The sequence below is a fragment of the Pseudomonas lopnurensis genome (genome assembly GCF_015070855.1).
GTDB lineage: Bacteria > Pseudomonadota > Gammaproteobacteria > Pseudomonadales > Pseudomonadaceae > Stutzerimonas > Stutzerimonas lopnurensis.
The window spans coordinates 13,545-33,197 of record NZ_JADDIX010000015.1; the positions used below are offsets into that span (position 1 = coordinate 13,545).

The following is a 19,653-nucleotide window of genomic DNA, read 5'->3' on the forward strand; positions in this document are numbered from 1 at the left end:
AGCTTGAATGGATTTTGTGAATCAGTCGAGTGCGGGCAGGCCGAAGAAGGCCCGCGCGCACCGCGTCGTATGGGCCGCCAGGTGCTCTTCGCTCTCGCCGCGATGGCGCGCCACTTCGCGCAGGACTTCCGGCAGGTAGGCCGGTTCGTTGTGGCCGCTCTTCGGCTTCGGCCGCAGCGAGCGTGGCAGCAGGTAGGGCGCGTCGCTTTCGAGCATCAGGCGGCCTGCAGGTATTTCGCGTACCAGTGGATGCAGATGGGTGCCGCGGCGTTCGTCACAGATCCAGCCGGTGATGCCGATGTGCAGGTCGAGATCGAGGTAGGCGTAGAGCGCCCGCTTGTCGCCGGTGAAGCAGTGCACCACGGCGGCCTTGAGTCGGTCGCGGAACGGGCGCAGGATCGCCACCAGCCGCTCATCGGCGTCGCGCTCGTGGAGAAATACCGGCAAGTGCAGCTCCACCGCGAGCTGCAGCTGTTCTTCCAGGGCCTGCTCCTGACGCGGGCGTGGCGAGAAGTCGCGATTGAAGTCCAGGCCGCATTCGCCGACCGCGCGCACCTCCGGTTCGCTCAGCAGCGCGCGCAGTTGGCTGGCGCTGTCGGCGGTCCACTGGCTGGCATCATGCGGGTGGATGCCGGCGGTGCTGAACAGCGTGCGGCCCGTTTCGTCCAGCTCCCGGCAGAGCGTCAATGCGGCTTCGCTTTCCGCGAGGCTGGTTCCGGTCAGCAGCATCTGCGCAACGCCGGCAGCCCGGGCGCGCTCGAGCACCGCGCGTGGGTCGGCGGCGAATGTCGGGTGAGTCAGATTGACGCCGATGTCGACGAGCTGCATGAGGACTCCTGCGCGCTGGTTATAAATATTCAATGAAAACAGTGGTGTGGAATATATAGCTAAACCGCCTATCAAGGTGAAATTGGCAGAAGCCCCCATGCTGTGAGAATCTTTGCCGCCTTTGCGGCACGGAGCTCCGCGTTACATTCCCTATGTCTACGTTTCGGTGTGTCTTCCATGTCACGATTGTTGCCACTTCTGTTCTGCCTGCTGGCGCTGTTGCCGGTGACGGCGAGCGCGCGGGTGGCGGGACCGGAGGCCTGGCAGGCAACGACCACGGTACGTGATCTGGCCGAGATTCGCCGCAACGGCGTGCTGCGGGTGCTGGTCAACCAGAGCCGCAACAGTTCCGGAGAAGTGAAAGGCGAGGTGATCGGCATCGAATATGCGCGTCTGCGCGCCTTCGAGCGATACCTGAACCGGGATGCCGCGGCCGGCCGCGCGATCACGCTGAAGATCATCCCCAAGGCCAAGGACCAGTTGCTCGCCGCCCTGCAGCGGGGCGAGGGCGATATGGTGGCGCCGGGCGAGATGCTCGGCCTGGTTGGTATGCATGGCATCAGTCGTACCCGTCCGGTGGCCAGCGATGTCCAACTGGTGCTGGTGGCGCGCCAGGGCAGTCGCCGCTATCAGACCCTGGAGCAGCTATCCGGGCGCAGCATCGCCTTGCCGGCCGGCAGCGCCGCCGGGCCGGCGTTGGCGCGGATGAACAGGCAGTTGATGGAGCGCAAGCGGGCGCCGATCATCGTCGAGTGGGTCGATCCGACGCTGGCGGTCGAAGATGTGCTGGAAATGGTCCAGGCGGGCATCTACCCGGTCACCGCCGTGGAGCAGACGATTGCCGAGCGCTGGCTCAAGGTCATGCCCAAATTGCGCATCGACCATCACTTGAGCCTGGGCGAGAAGGCCGGCATGCACTGGTTCCTGCCGAAGCAAGCGAACATGCTGCGTGCCAGCGCCGATCGCTTCCTGAAAAGCTACCGCGCGCCGGAGAACCAGGATGCCACCTTCGTCCGGGTCTACCGGCGGCTGTACAAGGTGCAGTATCCGCTCGATCGGATCGGCCGCCAGCGGCTGGAAAAGGTGCGCCCGACGCTGCAGCATCACGCCGAGCTGATCGACCTGGACTGGCTCAACCTGGCCGCACTGGCCTTCAAGGAATCGACCCTCGATCCGGCGGCCCGCGGCGCCGCCGGCGCTACCGGATTGATGCAGGTGACCCCGGCGACCGCACGCGCCATGGGCGTCGGCGACTTCCAGCGACTGGATAACAACGTGCAGGCCAGCGCGAAGTACCTGGCCAGCCTCCGTCGCGGTTTCTTCGCCAGCCCGCGGCTCAACGAGCGCGAGCGCATGGCCTTCATGCTGGCCGCCTACAACATGGGGCCGCAGCGGGTGCAGAGCATGCGCGCCGAGGCACGGCGGCGTGGCCTCAACCCCGACCAGTGGTTCTTCCAGGTCGAGCGCATCGCCATGGAAACCGCGGGCATGGGCGTCGTGGCCTACGTCAACAGCGTCAACAAGTATTACCTGGCTTACCAGCGCGAGCGCTATCTGCTCGAAACGGACCGAAAAACCGCGATCAATTGAACTGGCGCCCTGGTTGTCGGCGAGCGGCTCGGCCGCTTGCAGCTGCAGGCGTGTTCTTTTCCTGGCGCTGCGCCGTAGCCCGCTGTGCCGTTGTGCTGTTGCCGATCCAGTGCTTCCAGGCGCCTGCGGTCATGGATAGTCGATGGCGACCACGTACCAGAGCTTCGGACCTGTCGGCGTCTGCACCTGCACCTCGGCATCCAGTGTTTTGCCGACCAGGGCGCGCGCCAGCGGCGAATCGATGCTGATCAGGCCCTGCCTGAGGTCCAGTTCGTCGGGACCGACGATGCGGTAGCGCGCTTGCTCGCCGTCCTCGTCCTCCAGCGTCACCCAGGCCCCGAAATACACCTTGTTCGGGTCGCTGGGGCGCTCGCTGACCACCTTGAGCTTCTCCAGACGCTTGCTGAGAAAGCGCACCCGGCTGTCGATCTCGCGCAGCATCTTCTTGCCGTAGGTGTATTCGGCGTTCTCCGAGCGGTCGCCCTGGGCCGCCGCCTCGCTGACCGACTGCGTCACCTGCGGGCGCTTGACGTGCCAGAGTTCATGCAGCTCGGCACGCAACCGCGCCTCCCCCTCGGGAGTGATCAGCGGCGTGCCAGCGGGGCGGGGCGGACGGTAGCGGCTCATGTGATTCCGGCTTGGCTGAAAAGCGCCGATTCTACCTGCTCAGCTGTCGCGCAGCACGGCCAACGGGCTGGCATTCAGCGCCCGGCGGGTGCCGAGGATGCCAGCGCTGCCGACCAGCAGGGCACCGATGATCGGCAATGCCAGCAGCCAGGGATGCGGTTGCCAGCGCAGGTCGAAGGCGTAGTGGTAGAGCAGGGCGCTGACCAGCTCGCAGCCGATCGCCGCGAGCAGACCGCTGGCCGCGCCGAGCAGGCCGAATTCGGCGCGTCGCGCCTTGAGCAGCAGACGGCGTTCGGCGCCCAGTGCGCGCAGCAGGGCGCCCTGGCGGATGCGTTCGTCGAGGGTCGCCTGCAGGCCGGCGAACAGCACCGCCAGGCCCGCCGCCAGGACGAACAGCAGCACGTACTCCACCGCCAGGGAAACCTGCGCGAGGATGCTGCGCAGTTGCGCGAGCAGCGCCTCGACCTGCAGCAGGGTCACCGATGGGAAGGCGCGTGCCAGCTCGACCAGCTCGCGTTCCTTGCCGGGTGGCAGGTGGAAGCTGGTCATGTAGGTGGCGGGCATGTCCTGCAGGGTGTCGGGCTCGAAGATCATGTAGAAGTTCGGCTGGAAGCTGTCCCAGTTGACCTCGCGCAAGCTGCTCACCACCGCGTCACGCTCGAGGCCGCCGACGCTGAAGCTCAGGCGGTCGCCCAGCTTCAGCTGCAGGCTTTCGGCGAGCTCGGCCTCCACCGAGACGCCGGGCAGCTCCGCCTGCCCGCGCGCATCCCACCATTGCCCTTCGATCAGCCGGTTGTCCTTCGGCAGCTCGGCCGACCAGGTCAGGCTGAGATCGCGGCGGATGGCCCGCTCGCCCTGGGAATCCTTGCTGACCAACTGGCGCACCGGCTCGTCGTTGATCGCCACCAGGCGCCCGGGAACCACCGGGTACAGCGGCGCGGCGTGGTCGGACAGGGCGCCGATGCGCTCGGCGAAGGCATCCTTCTCGGCCGGCAGTACGTTGAGCACGAAATGGTTGGGGGCGTCGTCCGGCAATTGATCCTGCCAGGTGTCCAGCAACTCGCCGCGCAGCAACGCGATCAGCGCCATGGCCAGCAGGATCAGCCCGAATGCCAGCGCCTGTCCGGCGGCGGCGAGCGGATGGCGCAGGAGCTGGCCCAGCCCGAGCCGCCAGCTCAGCGCGGCGCCTGCCAGCAGGCGCCGTGCGGCCTTCAGGCCCAGCAACAGCGAGCCGCCCAGCAGCAGCGTGGCGAGCAGACCGCCGCCGAGCAGCGCCAGGGTGATCTTCAGGTCGAGGCTCAGGCGCCACATGATCAGGCCCAGAGCAAGGATCGCCGTGCCATAGACCAGCCAGGCGCTGGGTGGCACGGGCAGCAGGTCGCGACGAAGAACGCGCAGCGGCGGCACCCGGCCAAGGGCGGCGAGCGGTGGCAGGGCGAAGCCGGTCAAGGCCACCAGGCCAGTGGCGATTCCCGCAGCGGCCGGCCAGAGCCCGCCCGGCGGGATTTCCTGGGCCAGCAGATCGCGCAGGAGGAAGAACAGGCCATGCTGCGCGCCCCAGCCGAGCAATGCACCGGTCAGGCTGGCCAGCAGGCCGAGCATGCCGAGTTGCAGGGCATACAGCAGCAGGGTGTCGCGGCGAGAGAGCCCGAGGCAGCGCAGCAGCGCGCTGGCATCGAAACGGCGGGCGGCGAAGCGGGCCGCCGAGAGGGCGACGGCGACCCCGGACAGGAGGATCGCGGCCAGGCTGGCTAGGTTCAGGTAACGCTCGGCACGGCCCAGGGCACCGCCGATTTGACGGTTGCTGTCGCTGGCGGTCTCGATGCGCTGGTGCGCTTGCAGGCCCGCTTTCAGTGCTTGCTGGTAGGCGGCCAGCGCCTCGCCGTCGCCGCGCCAGAGCTCGCGGTAACGGACCCGGCTGCCGGGCTGGACGATGTCGGTGGCGGCCAGGTCGTCGAGGTGCATCAGCACCCGGGGCGTGAGGCTGTAGAAATCGCCGACCCGATCCGGCTCGTAGGTCAGCACGCGGGTCAGCCGCAGGGCCTTGCTGCCGACTTCTATGCTGTCGCCGATCGCCAGGTCGAGGGCGGCGAACAGCCGGGCTTCGGCCCAGGCTTCGCCCGGGCCGGGCCCCGGCGTGGCTTCTTCGGCCTGGTAGGGACGAGGCGCACTGCGCAGCGAGCCGCGCAGCGGATAAGTGCTGTCGGCCGCCTTGACGCTGGCCAGTTGCAGCGCCTCGTCGGTGGCGATCACGCTGGAGAATTCCACCACCTGCGCATGCTCGAGCCCGAGGCGCTGGCCGGCTTCGACCTGCTCGGGCGCGGCGGGGGCGCTGCCGCTCAGTACCATGTCCGCGCCGAGAAACTCGCTGGCGCGCAGCAGCATGGCGCCGTTCAGCCGCGCGCTGAAATAGCCGATGGCGGTACTGGCCGCCACCGCGACCAGCAGGGCGAAGAACAGCACCCGCAGTTCACCGGCGCGGGCGTCGCGCAGCAGTTGCCTCAGGGCCAGGACGAGCAGGCGGGTCATTGGCGTACGGCCCGTTCGCCGGGCCTGGTGTCGACCTGGCGGCCGCCTTCCAGGCGCAACACGCGATGGCAGCGTTGCGCCAGCCGCTCGTCGTGGGTCACCAGGACCAGGGTGGTGCCGCGCTCGCGGTTGAGTTCGAACAGCAGTTCGGTGATGTGCGCGCCGGTGTGGCTGTCCAGGTTGCCGGTGGGCTCGTCGGCGAAGAGGACGTCGGGTTCCGCGGCGAACGCGCGCGCCAGCGCGACCCGCTGCTGCTCGCCGCCGGACAGCTGGCGCGGGTGATGATGCAGGCGCGCGCCCAGGCCGACCCGTTCCAGCAGCTCGGTGGCGCGGGCCTGGGCATCGCGGCGGCCTTCGAGCTCCAGCGGCAGCATGACGTTTTCCAATGCGTTCAGGCTGTCGAGCAACTGGAAGGACTGGAAGACGAAGCCGACATGCTCGGCGCGCACGCGGGCGCGCTGGTCCTCGTCGAGTTCCGCGAGCGCATGGCCGGCCAGGTGCACGTCCCCCGAGCTCGGCAGGTCCAGGCCGGCCAGCAGGCCGAGCAGGGTGGATTTGCCGGAGCCGGAGGTGCCGACGATGGCCAGGCTATCGCCCTTGTTCAACTGCAGGGAAAGGTCGGCAAGGATGCTCAGCTCGCCTTCCGCGCTGGGTACGACTTTGCTAAGGTGCCGGGCGTTGAGAATGCTGGCGTTCAATGGAGAGTCCGATGCGTAGTTGGCTGAAATGCGGAGTCCTGGCGCTGCTGTTCTGGGCTCAGGGAGCTCTGGCCGGGACCGTCCTGGTGGTCGGGGATAGTATCAGCGCGGCTTTCGGCCTGGAAACCAGCCAGGGCTGGGTGCATCTGCTGCAGGAGCGGCTCGCCGAGCGGGACGCAACGCGCCGAGTGGTGAACGCCTCGATCAGCGGCGACACCACGGCCGGCGGGCTCGCCAGGCTGGCGCCGCTGCTCGACGAACACCGTCCGGACGTGGTGATTCTCGAACTGGGCGGCAACGACGGCCTGCGCGGTCAGCCGCCTGCGCAATTGAAACAGAATCTTGCGGGCATGATCGACCATGCCCGCGAGGCCGGGGCCGAGGTGCTGCTGCTGGGCATGCGCATGCCGCCGAACCTGGGCCAGCGCTATACGCGCGCATTCGCCGAGGCGTTCGACTCGCTGGCGCAAGAAAAGGCGGTGGCCTACGTGCCTTTTCTGCTCGAAGGCGTGGGTGGGGTGGAGGGCATGATGCAGTCCGATGGCATCCATCCGACCGCCGAGGCGCAGACGCGCTTGCTGGAGACCGTCTGGCCGGTGCTCGAGCCCTTGCTTTGAGGCGTGCGCGCAGCTACTGTCGCGCCCTCGATTGGAGCCTCAGATGTCGCGCCCAGCCAGGACCCTTTACGCTTACCGACTCATCGTGCCGGACGAACAGTTCGACCTGTTCGCCTGCCGCGAGAATCGGCTGCACCTGGCGTTGCGGCAACTGGAGTTGAGCGGCAGCGCGGACCGCACGCTGTGCGGCGGTCTGCTGCCGGCTCGGCCGCGCTGGCAGGAGCTCGAGCGCGCCACGCTGAAGGACCGGCGCCTGTGCCCGAGCTGCCGTCAGTTGCTGGAGGCGCGGCGCAAGGGCCTTCCGTCTGCCGCGCTCGCCTGGTAGCTCACGGTTTCGGTGGCTTCAAGTACAATGGCCATTTCTTCGTAATCCACGTTCAAGGATTTTCTGAATGCTCTCGCGCGCGTTTGCGGTCGCTTCCGGTTTGTCATTCGCTGCTTTGCTCTCGGCAGGCCCCAGTGCTGCCCTCGAATTGCCGCTGCCGCCCGAGGGCGACGATGTCGTAGGTCAGATCCAGGTGATCAAGGCCAGGTACGAAGATACCTTTGCCGCCCTCGGCGAGACCTACGAGCTCGGCTATCTGGAACTGGTGGCGGCGAATCCAGGAGTCGACCCCTGGCTGCCGGGGGAGGGCACGGACATCATCCTGCCGACCCGCTTCATTCTGCCGCCGGGCCCGCGCGAAGGCGTCGTGATCAATCTCGCCGAGTACCGCCTGTACTACTACCCCGAGGGCCAGAACGTGGTGCATACCTTCCCCCTCGGCATCGGCCGCGAGGGTTGGGGGTCACCGGTGGGCAATACGCGCATTTCCGCGATGACCAGCAATCCGGCCTGGTATCCACCGCAATCAATCCGTGACGAACATGCCGCCGACGGCGATCCGCTGCCCACCGTAGTGCCGCCCGGGCCGGACAATCCCCTGGGACCGTACAAGATGAGCCTGGCCCTGCCGGGCTACCTGATTCACGGCTCGAACAAGAAGTTCGGCATTGGCATGCGCGTCAGCCATGGCTGCTTCCGCATGCTCAATCACAACGTTCTGGAACTGGCGAAGATGGTCAAGGTTGGCACGCCGGTGCGCATCATCGACGAGCCTTACAAGTTTGGCGTGAGCGAGGGCAAGGTTTACCTGGAGGCCCATGCGCCGCTGGAAGAAGGTGAAGCGAATACGCTCACGTTGATGGACAAGCATGCTGCGGTCATCAATACCCTGCTCAAGCGTGACGAGGCCGCCGGCAACCTGCACCTGGACTGGGAGATGGTCCGCGAGATCATTGCCGCAGAGGATGGCTTGCCGATCCAGATCGCCGAGCCGCGGGCTCAAGTGGCCGCCCATGAGGATCAACTGTTCTGATTCCGGGCGCGCCGAAGTTTAACGAGCGCCCATAAAAAAGCCGACCTGCATGCAGNAGGTCGGCTTTTTTCATTACTGCAAGCTTACTTGCGGCTGGCGCGTTCCAGCATACGCAGAGCACGCTCGTTGGCTTCGTCAGCGGTCTGCTGAGCCTTCTGAGCGGCGGCCAGAGCTTCGTCGGCCTTGCTGTAGGCTTCGTCAGCACGAGCTTGAGCGCGGGCAGCAGCGTCTTCGGTCGCGGTCAGGCGAGCTTCGCTTTCTTTGGTCATGCTGTTGCTGCAACCGGTAGCCAGAACTGCGGCCAGAGCCAGAGCAGAGAATTTCAGAACGTTGTTCATCTTGTTCCCCTTAAGGTGGAAATCCATAAAGCAACTTCCGATATGGAAAGTTTGCGCGCACATACTACCTATAAGTTAGCTGAAGTAAACTGAGCAGGCCGGGGTACTACAGGTTTTTTTTCAAACTGGCGTTGCCTTGGCTCTCATCTCTGTGAAGTTGGATAAAAAACATCCAATGCGGACTTGCAGTCGTAGCCCTCATCATCGCCGGATCGCGTTTCGGGTTGGAAGTTCCCCCGCATCCAGCCCGCTGATCTTTGCGTTCAAGACGCTGGTCGAAAGCGGTCGAAACAGGTAGAAAAGACATTTACGGATTTTTGACTGCATTACGCGACTCCTACCCGAAGGGCCATGCGAGCCGGCAGACAACAACAAGAAGACAGGAATATCCCTGCTGAGGAGCCGAAATGAGCGACAAGGTTAGCGTGCACCACGACCGGGCCGGGCACCGTTTCGAGGCCGTTGTCGATGGCCATTGTGCCTACCTGGCATACATGGATCTGGGCAAGCAGACGCTGGACATGTATCGCACTTTCGTTCCGGACGCCCTGCGTGGACGTGGTATCGCCGGGGTGCTCGCACAGCATGCGTTGGATTATGCCGAGCGCGAGGGCTACAGCGTGATCCCTTCATGCTCCTATGTGGAGCGCTATATGGAGCGCAATCGCCCGAAGCCGGAAAAGTCCTGACGCAACTCATAAAAAACGCCGGCGAACCGGCGTTTTTTCACTCAGCCGCGCTGCCGCCTGGGCAGAACGTCCCTGAGCTTGTCGTGCATGCTCATTACCGCCTTCTCGGTGGTGTCCCAGTCGATGCAGGCGTCGGTGATGGATACACCGTACTTGAGCTCGGAAAGGTCCTTCGGGATCGATTGGTTGCCCCAGCCGAGATGGCTTTCGATCATCAGGCCGACGATGGAGTCGTTGCCTTCGAGGATCTGGTTGGCGACATTGTCCATCACCAGCGGCTGCAGGGCGGGATCCTTGTTCGAATTCGCATGGCTGCAGTCGATCATGACGTTCGGGCGGATGCCGGCCTTGTTCAGCTCCTGCTCGCACAGCGCGACGCTGACCGAGTCGTAGTTGGGCTTGCCATTGCCGCCGCGCAGGACCACGTGACCGTAGTTGTTGCCCTTGGTGGTGACGATGGAGACGCCGCCCGCCTGGTTGATGCCGAGGAAGCGGTGCGGGCTGGAAACGGATTGCAGCGCATTGATCGCCACGGTCAGGCTGCCGTCGGTGCCGTTCTTGAAGCCGACTGCCGAGGACAGGCCGGAAGCCATTTCCCGGTGCGTCTGGGATTCGGTGGTGCGTGCGCCGATGGCCGACCAGCTGATCAGGTCCTGCAGGTATTGCGGGGAAATCGGATCGAGGGCTTCCGTCGCGGTGGGCAGGCCCATCTCGGCCAGGTCGAGCAGCAGCTTGCGGCCGATGTGCAGGCCGTCCTGGATCTTGAACGAGTCGTCCATGTAGGGATCGTTGATCAGGCCTTTCCAGCCGACGGTGGTGCGTGGCTTCTCGAAATACACCCGCATGACCAGGAACAGGCTGTCGGATACCTTTTCCGCCAGCACCTTGAGGCGCTCGGCATATTCATGCGCGGCCTTGAGGTCGTGGATGGAGCAGGGGCCGATCACCAGGAACAGGCGATGATCCTTGCCGTCGAGAATGTCGCGGACGACCTGGCGCCCGTGGGAAACGGTCTGCAGTGCCGAGGTGGTCAGCGGGAGTTCACGCTTCAGTTGCTCCGGCGTGATCAGGGTCACGTTGGAGGCAACGTTTAGGTCGTCGATGGGTAAATCAGCCATTTGTTACTCGTCAGAGGTCACGGGAGCCGTCCGCCAGCCATCCCGGTGCGGCGGAGCAGAACGTATGGGCGCAGCGGGGAAACGGAACCTTAGCGCTATTGGGCGGGCTCGACAACGAGATTGATGGCCAATGGCGGCACATCTCGTGTCGTTGCCGGTATCGGCTCGAATGCTTGCGAGGCGTTTCCTGTGTCGAGCCTCTGGTCTGCTATCGTTCGCTTTTTCAATCGGTTGGCCAACTTCGTCTGGAGTGCTTATGTCTGCAGCAAGCCCACGTATCGGAATCATCGGCACCGGCGCCATCGGTGGTTTCTACGGCCTGATGCTGGCGCGTGCCGGCCATGACGTACATTTTCTGCTGCGTAGCGAGTATGCCGCGGTTTCCGAGCATGGGTTGCGGGTGAACAGCGCGGTACATGGCCCATTGCTGCTGGAGCGTGCGCAAATCTATCGCGATGCCGCGCAGATGCCACCGTGTGACTGGTTGTTCGTGGCGGCCAAGAGCACGAGCAATCAGGCGCTAGCTCCCGTGATCGTCCAGGCGGCTGCGCCGGGCTGCAAGGTAGTGCTGCTGCAGAACGGGCTGGCTGTCGAAGATGCCCTGCGGCCGCTGTTGCCGGCGACTGTGCACCTGCTGGGTGGGCTTTGCGCAATCTGCGCACATCGTTCGGCTCCCGGCGTTGTGGAGCATCAGGCGCTGGGCGGCGTGAACCTCGGCTATCACTCGGGGCCGGCGCAAGGCGAGACACAGCGCCTGGCACTGGTGAACGAGGCGGTCGAGATGTTCGCGAAGGCCGGCGTGGATTCGTCGGCCATGCCGAGCCTGGAACGGGCGCGCTGGCTGAAGTTAGTGTGGAACGTACCCTTCAATGGCCTTTCGGCCCTGCTCCAGGCCGGCACCGAGGCGCTGATCGCGGATGCCGATAGCCGCGGGCAGATCAAGGCCATCATGCAGGAGGTCTATGCAGCAGCGCAGGCCCGGGGCCATTCGCTGCCCGAGGAGTTGCCGGAGAAACTGTTGCTCGGCACGGCGCGGATGCCGGATTACCTGCCCAGCATGTATCACGACCATGCGCATGGGCGCCCGATGGAACTCGACGCCATCTATGCCGCGCCACTGGAAGCGGCGGCGCGGGAGGGCGTCGCGATGCCCAGGACCGAGCTGCTGTATCGCGCACTGCGCTTCGTCGAGGGCCGCCGTCGAGGCTGAGAGGTACGACCCGTTCAGCTTTCATAGCCCTGCTAAGCTCAACCTTGCCAGGCGCTGCGGGCAGCCTGGTCAGATTGCGCGGCAAGAAAATGAAAAAGGATCTATTATCTGGCGGTGTATCGTTCATATAGTTATAAGAGAAATTTGGCAGGCGCAGCGGTGTCTTTGCCTTTGAGGGATATCTATGAAGCTTCAACAACTGCGTTACATCTGGGAAGTGGCGCACCATGACCTCAATGTTTCGGCAACGGCGCAGAGCCTTTTCACCTCGCAGCCCGGTATCAGCAAGCAGATTCGCCTGCTGGAGGATGAACTCGGTGTCGAGGTCTTCGCCCGCAGCGGCAAGCACCTGACACGCGTGACGCCGGCGGGGGAGCGGATCATCACCACCGCGGGCGAGATTCTGCGCAAGTGCGAAAGCATCAAGCAGATCGCCCAGGAGTTCTCCAACGAGAAGAAAGGGACGCTGAGCATCGCTACCACCCACACCCAGGCGCGCTATGCGTTGCCACAGGTGATCAGCAGTTTCATCAAGCAATACCCCGACGTTTCCCTGCATATGCACCAGGGCACGCCGATGCAGATCGCGGAAATGGCTGCCGATGGCACGGTCGATTTCGCCATCGCCACCGAGGGGCTGGAGCTGTTCGGCGATCTGGTGATGATGCCGTGCTATCGCTGGAACCGCTGCGTGATCGTGCCGCAGGGGCATCCGTTGGCCAAGCTGGACAAGCTCACGCTCGAAGCGGTGGCCGAGCATCCGATCGTGACCTACGTATTCGGCTTCACTGGTCGCTCGAAACTCGACGAGGCGTTCAGCCACCGCGGGCTATCGCCCAAGGTGGTGTTCACCGCGGCCGATGCCGACGTGATCAAGACGTACGTACGGTTGGGGCTGGGAGTGGGGATCGTCGCGCGCATGGCGGTGGATGCCAAGCTCGATGCCGATCTGGCGGTGCTGGATGCCAGCGAACTGTTCGAATCCAGCGTGACCAAGATCGGCTTCCGGCGCGGCACCTTTCTGCGTGGCTTCATGTGCGACTTCATTCAGCAATTCGCCCCGCACCTGAATCGCGACATGCTGGAAAAGGCCATCCAGTGCCGGAACAAGGCGGAGCTGGACGAACTCTTCGACGATGTGGAGTTGCCGATCTACTGAGCATGGCCGCGCGTTGGGCTTCGCTGCGCTCAGCCCAACCTGCGGCTGGTAGGCGGGTAGGTTGGGTCGGGCGGCGCTCCGTTGAGGCGCGCAGCGCCGAAGCCCAACAGGTGGCTCCAGCGCTTCTGCTGTCTGAAGGCCGGGTTACGTCTCGATGGCTCGGCGTTCAGGCTTTCGCGATCAGGTTGCCGGCGTGCAGCCCGCACTCCTTGTGGGTGGCTTCTTCCCACCACCAGCGGCCTTCGCGTTCGTGCTGGTTGGGCAGCACCGGGCGTGTGCAGGGTTCGCAGCCGATACTGATGAAGCCACGTTCGTGCAGGCTGTTGTAGGGGATCTCCAGCATGCGGATATAGCCCCAGATTTCCTCGCTGGTCATCTGTGCCAGCGGGTTGAACTTGTAGAGCGCATTTTCCGTCGTGGAAAAGGCCGTGTCGATTTCCAGCGCCGCGACCTGGCTGCGCGTGCCGGGGCTCTGGTCGCGGCGCTGGCCCGTGGCCCAGGCGCGGACATTGGCGAGCTTGCGGCGCAGCGGTTCGATCTTGCGAATACCGCAGCATTCGCCATGACCGTCGCGGTAGAAGCTGAACAGGCCTTTCTCGTTGACCAGGGGCTGCAGCAGCGCCGGGTCCGGCGTCATGATCTCGATGGCGATGCCGTAGTGATCGCGTACCTGCTCGATGAAGCGGTAGGTTTCGCTGTGCAGGCGTCCGGTATCGAGAGTGAAGACCTTGACGTTCCTGTTCAGTTTCCAGGCCATGTCGACCAGCACCACGTCTTCGGCGCCGCTGAAGGAAATCCACAGTTCGTCGCCGAACAGGTCGAAGGCGAGTTTGAGGATGTCTTGCGGGGACTTGTCGGCATAGGCGGCGGCCAGTGCGGCGACGTCGATAGCTGGGCTCATCGGGCGGCTTCCTTAATATAGGGGCGTGCGGCGCTTCGGCGCTCTGAGGCCGCGGATGGTAACAAAAGCTGTTTATGCCGCTAAATAACCTTTGGGTACGTCGATCAGGTGTTTCGGGTATAAGCCTTGCGTTGCTTCGCCCGCGCCGTGCCGTTAGAGTGCCGCCTTCAATTTTCTGCATTGAGGAGTGGCCCCGTGGAAATAGCCTGTCTCGACCTGGAAGGTGTGCTGGTTCCGGAAATCTGGATCGCCTTTGCCGAGGCCACCGGAATCGAGTCGCTGCGGGCGACCACGCGGGACATTCCCGACTACGACGTGCTGATGAAGCAGCGCCTGCGCATTCTCGACGAGCATGGCCTGAAGCTGTCCGACATCCAGCAGGTCATCGCCACCCTGAAGCCGCTGGACGGGGCGGTGGAGTTCGTCGACTGGCTGCGCGAACGCTTCCAGGTGGTGATCCTGTCGGACACCTTCTACGAATTCTCCCAGCCGCTGATGCGCCAGCTGGGCTTTCCGACGCTGCTCTGCCATCGCCTGATCACCGACGAGTCCGATCGCGTGGTGGATTATCAGCTGCGCCAGAAGGACCCGAAGCGCCAGTCGGTCATCGCGCTGAAGAGCCTGTACTACCGTGTGATCGCGGCCGGCGACTCCTACAACGACACCACCATGCTCGGCGAGGCCCACGCCGGCATCCTGTTCCATGCGCCGGACAATGTCATCGCCGAATTCCCGCAGTTCCCGGCGGTACATACCTTCGACGCGCTCAAGCAGGAATTCATCAAGGCCTCGAATCGCAAGCTCGCGCTCTGAGGCAGCGGCAAGCTGCAAGCCATAAGCTTCAAGTAAAAGCGTAAAGGCAACGGCCCGTAGGGTGGGCTTCAGCCCACCCAATCCTGGCCCTGTCGTTGCGTTGGGCTGGGACACGGGAAAACGCTTGACGGATGCCTCGGCCGCGCCACTGATTCGCTTGCAGCTGTAGGTCGGGTCGCGCTTCACCGACCCGACGAGCGGAGTCACGGTGGATGTAAAAAGCGACATCCACCCTACGCTAGCTGGATCGAAGAGGCCTAGGCGGCGGCAAGCTGCAAGCCATAAGCTGCAAGGACGTAGGGTGGGCTGGGACACGGGAAAAAACTTGACGGATGGCTCGGCTGCGCCACTGATTCGCTTGCAGCTGTAGGTCGGGTCGCGCTTCACCGACCCGACGAGCGGAGTCACGGTGGATGTAAAAAGCGACATCCACCCTACGCAAGCTTGCAGCTTGCAGCTTGCAGCTTGCAGCCTATAGCTCCTCCAGCGTTCTCAGCAGAACGCTCACCTTGTCGATCGACTCCTGGTATTCCGCCTGCCAGTCGGAGTCGGCGACGATGCCGCCGCCGCCCCAGCAGCTGGCCTGTCCCTTCTGGATGAGCAGGGTGCGAATGGCGATGGAGCTGTCCATTTCCCCCCTGACGTCGACATACAGCAGCGAGCCGCAATAGATGGAGCGGCAGGTGGGCTCCAGTTCGTCGATGATCTGCATGGCGCGAATCTTCGGGGCGCCGGTGATCGAACCACCGGGGAAACTGCCGGCCAGCAGGTCGAAGGCGTCCTTGCCATCGGCCAGGTGCCCGGTAACGCAGCTCACCAGGTGATGCACGTTGGGGTAGCTCTCCAGTGCGAACAGCTCCGGCACGCGCACGCTGCCGATGCGGCAGCTGCGGCCGAGGTCATTGCGCAGCAGGTCGACGATCATCAGGTTCTCGGCGCGATCCTTGTCGCTGGCGCGCAACGCCTGTGCCTGTGCGGCGTCGCTGCGTTCGTCGTGGCCGCGGGGGCGGGTGCCCTTGATCGGGCGGGTTTCCACGTCGCTCTGGTTCAGGCGCAGGAAGCGTTCGGGGGACAGGCTGGCGATGGCGCCATCCTCCAGCGCGACGAAGCCCGCATAGGGCGTCGGGCAGGCTGCCCGTAGCGCGCGATAGGCCGTCCAGGCATCGCCGCTGCACGCGGCGCGAAAGCGCTGGGTGAAATTCACCTGGTAGCAGTCCCCGGCCTGGATATACGCCTGGATGCACTCGATCGCGCGGCGATAGTCATCGACCGAGAGGTCGGCGGCGAAACGGCCGAGCAGTTCGAACGGCGCCTGTTCGCCAGTGGCGGTCGAGTCGAACAATTCGATCAGGCGTCGGCGCTCGGCCTCCGGCGTCGCTGGATGGAACACCAATTGGCTGCTCTGCCGTCGATGGTCGCTGATCAGCGCCCAGCCATAGAGGCCGAAGCGCGCCACGGGCAGGCCGGTATCGTCCTGCGCCTGCTGCGGCAGGGTTTCCAGGCGGCGGCCGAAGTCATAGCTCAGCAGGCCGATCAGGCCGCCGACGAAGGGCAGTTCGCAATGCTCCGGGGCGCTGGCCGGGCCGAGTTCTTCCAGCGCCTGACGCAGGCGCTGGAAGAACCCATCGGCGGATTCCCCGGCGCCGGGCTCGAACATGCCCAGCGGCCAGGCGCTCAATACGTCGAAGCGCCCGCGTTCGGCAGCGGGGCGGCCCGAGTCCAGCAGCACCGCGCCGGGCGCATGGCGGATGCGCTCGAACCAGTGCGCGGGGTCGGCTCGATAGGGCAGGGCGTGCAGCGTGCAGATGGGCATGGGCTGTTTGGTACCGTGAAGCATAAGCGTGTGTCGTAGGAGCCAGCTTGCTGGCGATCCGGTTGCCCGTCGATCGCCGGCACGCCGGCTCCTACGCTCGAAAGCCTGTTCCGCTGCAGAGGTCTTCAGGCATGGGTCGGAACGTGCCCGAACAGCTCCTGGGCGAACTTCACCCGCTCTTCGGCCGTTTCCTGGATGCCTTTCTCCTTGAGCTCCTCGATCCGGTTCTCCACCGCGTGCGCCCGGTGGGTCAGGCCACAGTCGTTGGCGATCTGGATATTCAGGCCCGGGCGCGCGTTGAGTTCCAGGATCAGAGGGCCCTTGTCCTGGTCGAGCACCATGTCGACGCCGATGTAGCCGAGCCCGCACAGCTCGTAGCAGCCGGCGGCGAGCTTCATGAAGCCGTCCCAGTTGGGCAACTGCACGCCGTCCACGGCATTGGTGGTGTCGGGGTGCTTGGAAATCTTGTTGTTCAGCCAGGTGCCGCGCAGGGTGATGCCGGTGGCCAGGTCGACGCCGACGCCGATGGCGCCCTGGTGGAGGTTGGCCTTGCCGCTGGATTGTCGGGTGGGCAGGCGCAGCATGGCCATGACCGGGTAGCCCATCAGCACGATGATGCGGATGTCCGGCACGCCTTCGTAGCTGATGCTCTTGAAGATCGGGTCCGGTGTCACGCGGTATTCGATCAGCGCACGGTCGCGGTGCCCGCCCAGGGAATAGAGTCCGGTGAGGATGTTGGAGATCTGATGCTCGATCTCCTCGTGGGTCATGATCTTTCCGGATACGGTCTTGTAGCGCCCCTCGAAGCGGTCGGCGATCACCAGGATGCCGTCGCCGCCGGCACCCTGGGCCGGCTTGACGACGAAATCGGTGTGGTCCTTGACGATGTCCTTGAGCTTGTCGATGTCCTTTTCGGTCTCGATGATGCCGTACATCTCCGGCACGTGGATGCCGGCCTCGATGGCGCGCTGCTTGGTGATGATCTTGTCATCGACGATCGGATACAGGCTGCGCTTGTTGTACTTGAGCACGTAGTCCGCGTTGCGGCGGTTGATGCCCATGATGCCCTTGGCTTCCAGAGCCTTCCACGTCTTGATCAGACCGAACATGGCTCAATCCTTCAGAAAGGCTTTGAAACGGAACAGCTCGGTCAGGCGGTAGCCGCGGTAGCGACCCATTGCCAGCATGAAGCCCACCATGATCAACAGCACTGCCGGGAAGGTGAAGATGAAATAGGTCAGCTCGCGGATGTTCATCAGCAGGAAGGCCAGCGTCGCGGCGATCAGCGTGCCGACTGCCACCTTGAAGGCATGGCCGCCGCCACGTTCCTCCCAGGTGATCGACAGGCGCTCGATGGTCATGGTCAGGATCACCATAGGGAACAGCGAGACCGACAGTCCGCGCTCGAGGCCGAGCTTGTGGCTGAACAGGCTGATCACGGCGATCAGTACCACGACGAATGTCAGTACCACCGACAGGCGCGGCAGCATCTGCAGCTTGAGGTGTTCCAGGTACGAGCGCAGCGACAGGCCCAGCGCCGTGATCAAGGTGAACAGAATGATGCCGAAGCCGATCTGGGTTTCGCGGAACGCCAGCGCGATCAGTACCGGGGTGAAGGTGCCGAGGGTCTGCAGGCCGCCGAGGTTGCGCAGGATCAGGATCACCAGCACGCCGATCGGGATCATGATCATGATCTGGTAGGTCTGCTGGGTCTGCAGCGGCAGGCCGTAGAGCGAATATTCGAGAAAGCCCGCTTCGGTGTTCTCGTCGGTCAGTTTGGCCAGGCGGATGGCGTTCATCTCGCTGCTGTTCAGGGTGAAGACGACCTGCGGGTTGCGCCCGCCCTCCAGCGTGACCAATGGCTCGTCGCCGGTCCACCAGATCAGGCGATCGGTTGGCAGGCCCTGTTCACCGCTGCCGGGATTGAAATACAGCCACTTGTCACCGTTGAAGCTGCGCAACCAGAGTTCGGGCGTCTGGGGCTGATCAGCATTCAGGCGGATGGTGTGCACCCGCTCCATCGGTACGTGGGCGATGGACAGCAGCAGCTCGATGACGCGTGCCTTGTTCGCGATGGAGGCATCGCCGCCCAGCAGCAGCTTGACGTTGTCGTCGTTCGGGTTGTTGACCCGCTTGATGGCTTCGCTGATGAAGGTTTCGACGTCCGCCGAGTGCTGGCGAATGGGGGAGAGTAGCGCTTCGGCGGCGATCTTCTCGGCGCCTTCGACCGGAATGCTGTCGCGGAAGATCGGGCCGCTGGCCTTGGTCTGCTCACCGCTGTAGCGCTTGGTCAGGACCAGGCGGTAGTAGAGCGTCTGGTTGCCGCTGGCGCGGCGTGCCGACCAGGTGACGCGGCGGTTGCCATCGACGCGGTTGATGCTGACGCCGTAATTGTTGGAGATGAAGCTTTCGTTGAGGCTGACGAACTCCTGGTTCAGCGGCGGCACGTACATCTGCAGCTTGACCGGCTCGCGTGGGCTGGCCTGGAACTCGACCTTGGCATCGATGTTCCACAGGTCATCGGTTTCATCCTCGGTGACCGGGATGCCGAGGATGAAGATCTGATAGGCCGTGATCGAAATCCCCAGGGCGACGAGCAGGAAGATCAGGATTTTCAGATGCAGGGTTAGAGCGCGCATGGGTATTACTCGTCAGCGTCGGATTCGTTGAGGCAGGCGGGCTTGCCGGCGATGTGGGTGCGACTTGGGTCGACCAGGGCGCCGAAGCGGCTCAGCGCGTCGGAACCGATCAAAAGCGGGTATTGGAAAGCGGTACGATCCGTGAGGTTCACTTCTATGGTGCGTTTCGCCTTGCCCATGCACAGATCGAGCTCGATAACGGGGCGTGCGGTGTAGGTCTTTTCTTCTTCCGGGTCGAAGTCGCCGGCGCGGCGCTTGATCTTGCTGATGCGTGCCAGCGGGCGCTCGATCGGGTGGGCATGGGTGCTGTCCAGGGCCAGGTAGAAGCGCACCCAGGATTCGCCGTCGCGCTTGAAACGCTCGATGTCACGGGCGCTGAGCGAGGCGGTCTGAGCGCCGGTATCGAGCTTGGCGGACACTTCGAGGGCGAAATCCGGCAGCGCCACGTATTCGCTCAGGCCGTAAATGGCGTTGTCGGCAGCCAGGCTGGTAGCGGGCAAGAGAAATGCGCAGAGCAGCAGGGAGTAGGCTTTGACTCTCATGGAACCTGATGTCTTGAAGGGTGGGATCGGAGTGGCCGGAGCTCGGCCCATGCGCTTTTGATGCGGCAGCAGGCGGGCGCCGACGCTGCGAAAGGCTGGCATTCTAGCATGGCGGTTTCGGGGTCGCGACAGCATCGCGGTCTGCCTTCCATGCGCCGTGCCTCCGCTTGGGCTGGCTACGACT

The 19,653-nt window shown here is 64.3% G+C and carries 19 protein-coding genes; 8 read left to right on the top strand and 11 right to left on the bottom strand.

Annotation, left to right across the window (positions count from 1 at the left end; translation table 11 throughout):
• Nucleotides 1-21: 21 nt before the first annotated feature.
• On the bottom strand, nucleotides 22-828 hold the full coding sequence (locus tag IN820_RS03015; RefSeq protein WP_193679564.1) for a TatD family hydrolase: 807 nt from the start codon (nucleotides 826-828) through the stop codon (nucleotides 22-24).
• Nucleotides 829-1,005: 177 nt separating this feature from the next.
• On the opposite strand from IN820_RS03015, the gene IN820_RS03020 reads away from it, so the two are divergent.
• Nucleotides 1,006-2,418, top strand: coding sequence for an MltF family protein (locus tag IN820_RS03020; RefSeq protein WP_193679565.1), 1,413 nt, complete (start codon nucleotides 1,006-1,008; stop codon nucleotides 2,416-2,418).
• A 129-nt stretch (nucleotides 2,419-2,547) separates the two neighbouring features.
• Here the strand turns inward: IN820_RS03020 and greB are convergent, their stop codons facing one another.
• From greB to IN820_RS03035, 3 genes are read right to left on the bottom strand one after another with little or no spacing between them, the layout of a single operon-like run.
• Entirely contained in the window at nucleotides 2,548-3,045 is a 498-nt protein-coding gene (gene greB, locus IN820_RS03025; protein WP_193679566.1) for a transcription elongation factor GreB, read from the bottom strand.
• A 39-nt stretch (nucleotides 3,046-3,084) separates the two neighbouring features.
• A complete protein-coding gene (locus tag IN820_RS03030; protein ID WP_193679567.1) occupies nucleotides 3,085-5,574 on the bottom strand; it encodes an ABC transporter permease in 2,490 nt (829 codons plus the stop codon).
• Nucleotides 5,571-6,272: an ABC transporter ATP-binding protein gene (locus tag IN820_RS03035; RefSeq protein ID WP_193679568.1), complete on the bottom strand. Its 702-nt coding sequence runs from the start codon at nucleotides 6,270-6,272 to the stop codon at nucleotides 5,571-5,573. Before IN820_RS03035 ends, IN820_RS03030 begins: the two co-directional genes overlap by 4 nt.
• An 11-nt stretch (nucleotides 6,273-6,283) precedes the next feature.
• Here IN820_RS03035 and IN820_RS03040 point away from each other — a divergent pair, with 11 nt between their 5' ends.
• From IN820_RS03040 to IN820_RS03050, 3 genes are all read left to right on the top strand, one after another.
• Nucleotides 6,284-6,889 carry an arylesterase gene (locus IN820_RS03040; RefSeq protein WP_193679569.1) on the top strand — a complete coding sequence of 202 codons (606 nt, stop codon included), beginning with the start codon at nucleotides 6,284-6,286 and terminating at the stop codon, nucleotides 6,887-6,889.
• A gap of 43 nt (nucleotides 6,890-6,932) precedes the next feature.
• Nucleotides 6,933-7,214 carry a hypothetical protein gene (locus tag IN820_RS03045; RefSeq protein ID WP_193679570.1) on the top strand — a complete coding sequence of 94 codons (282 nt, stop codon included), beginning with the start codon at nucleotides 6,933-6,935 and terminating at the stop codon, nucleotides 7,212-7,214.
• Nucleotides 7,215-7,281: 67 nt separating this feature from the next.
• On the top strand, nucleotides 7,282-8,247 hold the full coding sequence (locus IN820_RS03050) for a L,D-transpeptidase family protein (protein ID WP_193679571.1): 966 nt from the start codon (nucleotides 7,282-7,284) through the stop codon (nucleotides 8,245-8,247).
• Between the two features lie 83 nt (nucleotides 8,248-8,330).
• Here IN820_RS03050 and IN820_RS03055 read toward each other — a convergent pair whose 3' ends face one another.
• Complete coding sequence (locus IN820_RS03055) at nucleotides 8,331-8,585, bottom strand: Lpp/OprI family alanine-zipper lipoprotein (RefSeq protein WP_003294452.1); 255 nt, start codon at nucleotides 8,583-8,585, stop codon at nucleotides 8,331-8,333.
• Nucleotides 8,586-8,992: 407 nt separating this feature from the next.
• Between IN820_RS03055 and IN820_RS03060 the strand changes: the two genes are divergently transcribed.
• Nucleotides 8,993-9,274 carry a GNAT family N-acetyltransferase gene (locus IN820_RS03060; RefSeq protein WP_193679572.1) on the top strand — a complete coding sequence of 94 codons (282 nt, stop codon included), beginning with the start codon at nucleotides 8,993-8,995 and terminating at the stop codon, nucleotides 9,272-9,274.
• A 41-nt stretch (nucleotides 9,275-9,315) separates the two neighbouring features.
• Here the strand turns inward: IN820_RS03060 and IN820_RS03065 are convergent, their stop codons facing one another.
• A complete protein-coding gene (locus IN820_RS03065) occupies nucleotides 9,316-10,392 on the bottom strand; it encodes a 3-deoxy-7-phosphoheptulonate synthase (RefSeq protein ID WP_193679573.1) in 1,077 nt (358 codons plus the stop codon).
• A 256-nt stretch (nucleotides 10,393-10,648) separates the two neighbouring features.
• Here IN820_RS03065 and IN820_RS03070 point away from each other — a divergent pair, with 256 nt between their 5' ends.
• Nucleotides 10,649-11,602, top strand: coding sequence for a putative 2-dehydropantoate 2-reductase (locus IN820_RS03070; RefSeq protein WP_193679574.1), 954 nt, complete (start codon nucleotides 10,649-10,651; stop codon nucleotides 11,600-11,602).
• 184 nt (nucleotides 11,603-11,786) lie between these two features.
• Nucleotides 11,787-12,761, top strand: a complete 975-nt coding sequence (cysB, locus tag IN820_RS03075) for an HTH-type transcriptional regulator CysB (RefSeq protein WP_193679575.1) — start codon at nucleotides 11,787-11,789, stop codon at nucleotides 12,759-12,761.
• 166 nt (nucleotides 12,762-12,927) lie between these two features.
• On the opposite strand, the gene IN820_RS03080 is transcribed toward cysB, so the two are convergent.
• Nucleotides 12,928-13,662 carry a phosphoadenylyl-sulfate reductase gene (locus IN820_RS03080; protein ID WP_193679576.1) on the bottom strand — a complete coding sequence of 245 codons (735 nt, stop codon included), beginning with the start codon at nucleotides 13,660-13,662 and terminating at the stop codon, nucleotides 12,928-12,930.
• A gap of 195 nt (nucleotides 13,663-13,857) precedes the next feature.
• Here IN820_RS03080 and thrH point away from each other — a divergent pair, with 195 nt between their 5' ends.
• Nucleotides 13,858-14,475, top strand: a complete 618-nt coding sequence (gene thrH, locus IN820_RS03085) for a bifunctional phosphoserine phosphatase/homoserine phosphotransferase ThrH (RefSeq protein WP_193679577.1) — start codon at nucleotides 13,858-13,860, stop codon at nucleotides 14,473-14,475.
• A 472-nt stretch (nucleotides 14,476-14,947) separates the two neighbouring features.
• Here thrH and pabB read toward each other — a convergent pair whose 3' ends face one another.
• The 4 genes from pabB to rloA all read right to left on the bottom strand — a co-directional run bounded on the left by pabB (nucleotide 14,948) and on the right by rloA (nucleotide 19,469).
• Nucleotides 14,948-16,288, bottom strand: a complete 1,341-nt coding sequence (gene pabB / locus IN820_RS03090) for an aminodeoxychorismate synthase component I (RefSeq protein WP_193679578.1) — start codon at nucleotides 16,286-16,288, stop codon at nucleotides 14,948-14,950.
• Nucleotides 16,289-16,413: 125 nt separating this feature from the next.
• Complete coding sequence (locus IN820_RS03095) at nucleotides 16,414-17,397, bottom strand: alpha-L-glutamate ligase-like protein (RefSeq protein ID WP_193679579.1); 984 nt, start codon at nucleotides 17,395-17,397, stop codon at nucleotides 16,414-16,416.
• A gap of 3 nt (nucleotides 17,398-17,400) precedes the next feature.
• The gene (gene rloB, locus IN820_RS03100; protein ID WP_193679580.1) at nucleotides 17,401-18,927 is read right to left on the bottom strand and encodes an osmotic stress tolerance membrane protein RloB; all 1,527 of its coding nucleotides are present in this window, start codon (nucleotides 18,925-18,927) and stop codon (nucleotides 17,401-17,403) included.
• A gap of 5 nt (nucleotides 18,928-18,932) precedes the next feature.
• A complete protein-coding gene (rloA, locus tag IN820_RS03105; protein ID WP_193679581.1) occupies nucleotides 18,933-19,469 on the bottom strand; it encodes a retropepsin-like aspartic peptidase RloA in 537 nt (178 codons plus the stop codon).
• Nucleotides 19,470-19,653 lie beyond the last annotated feature (184 nt).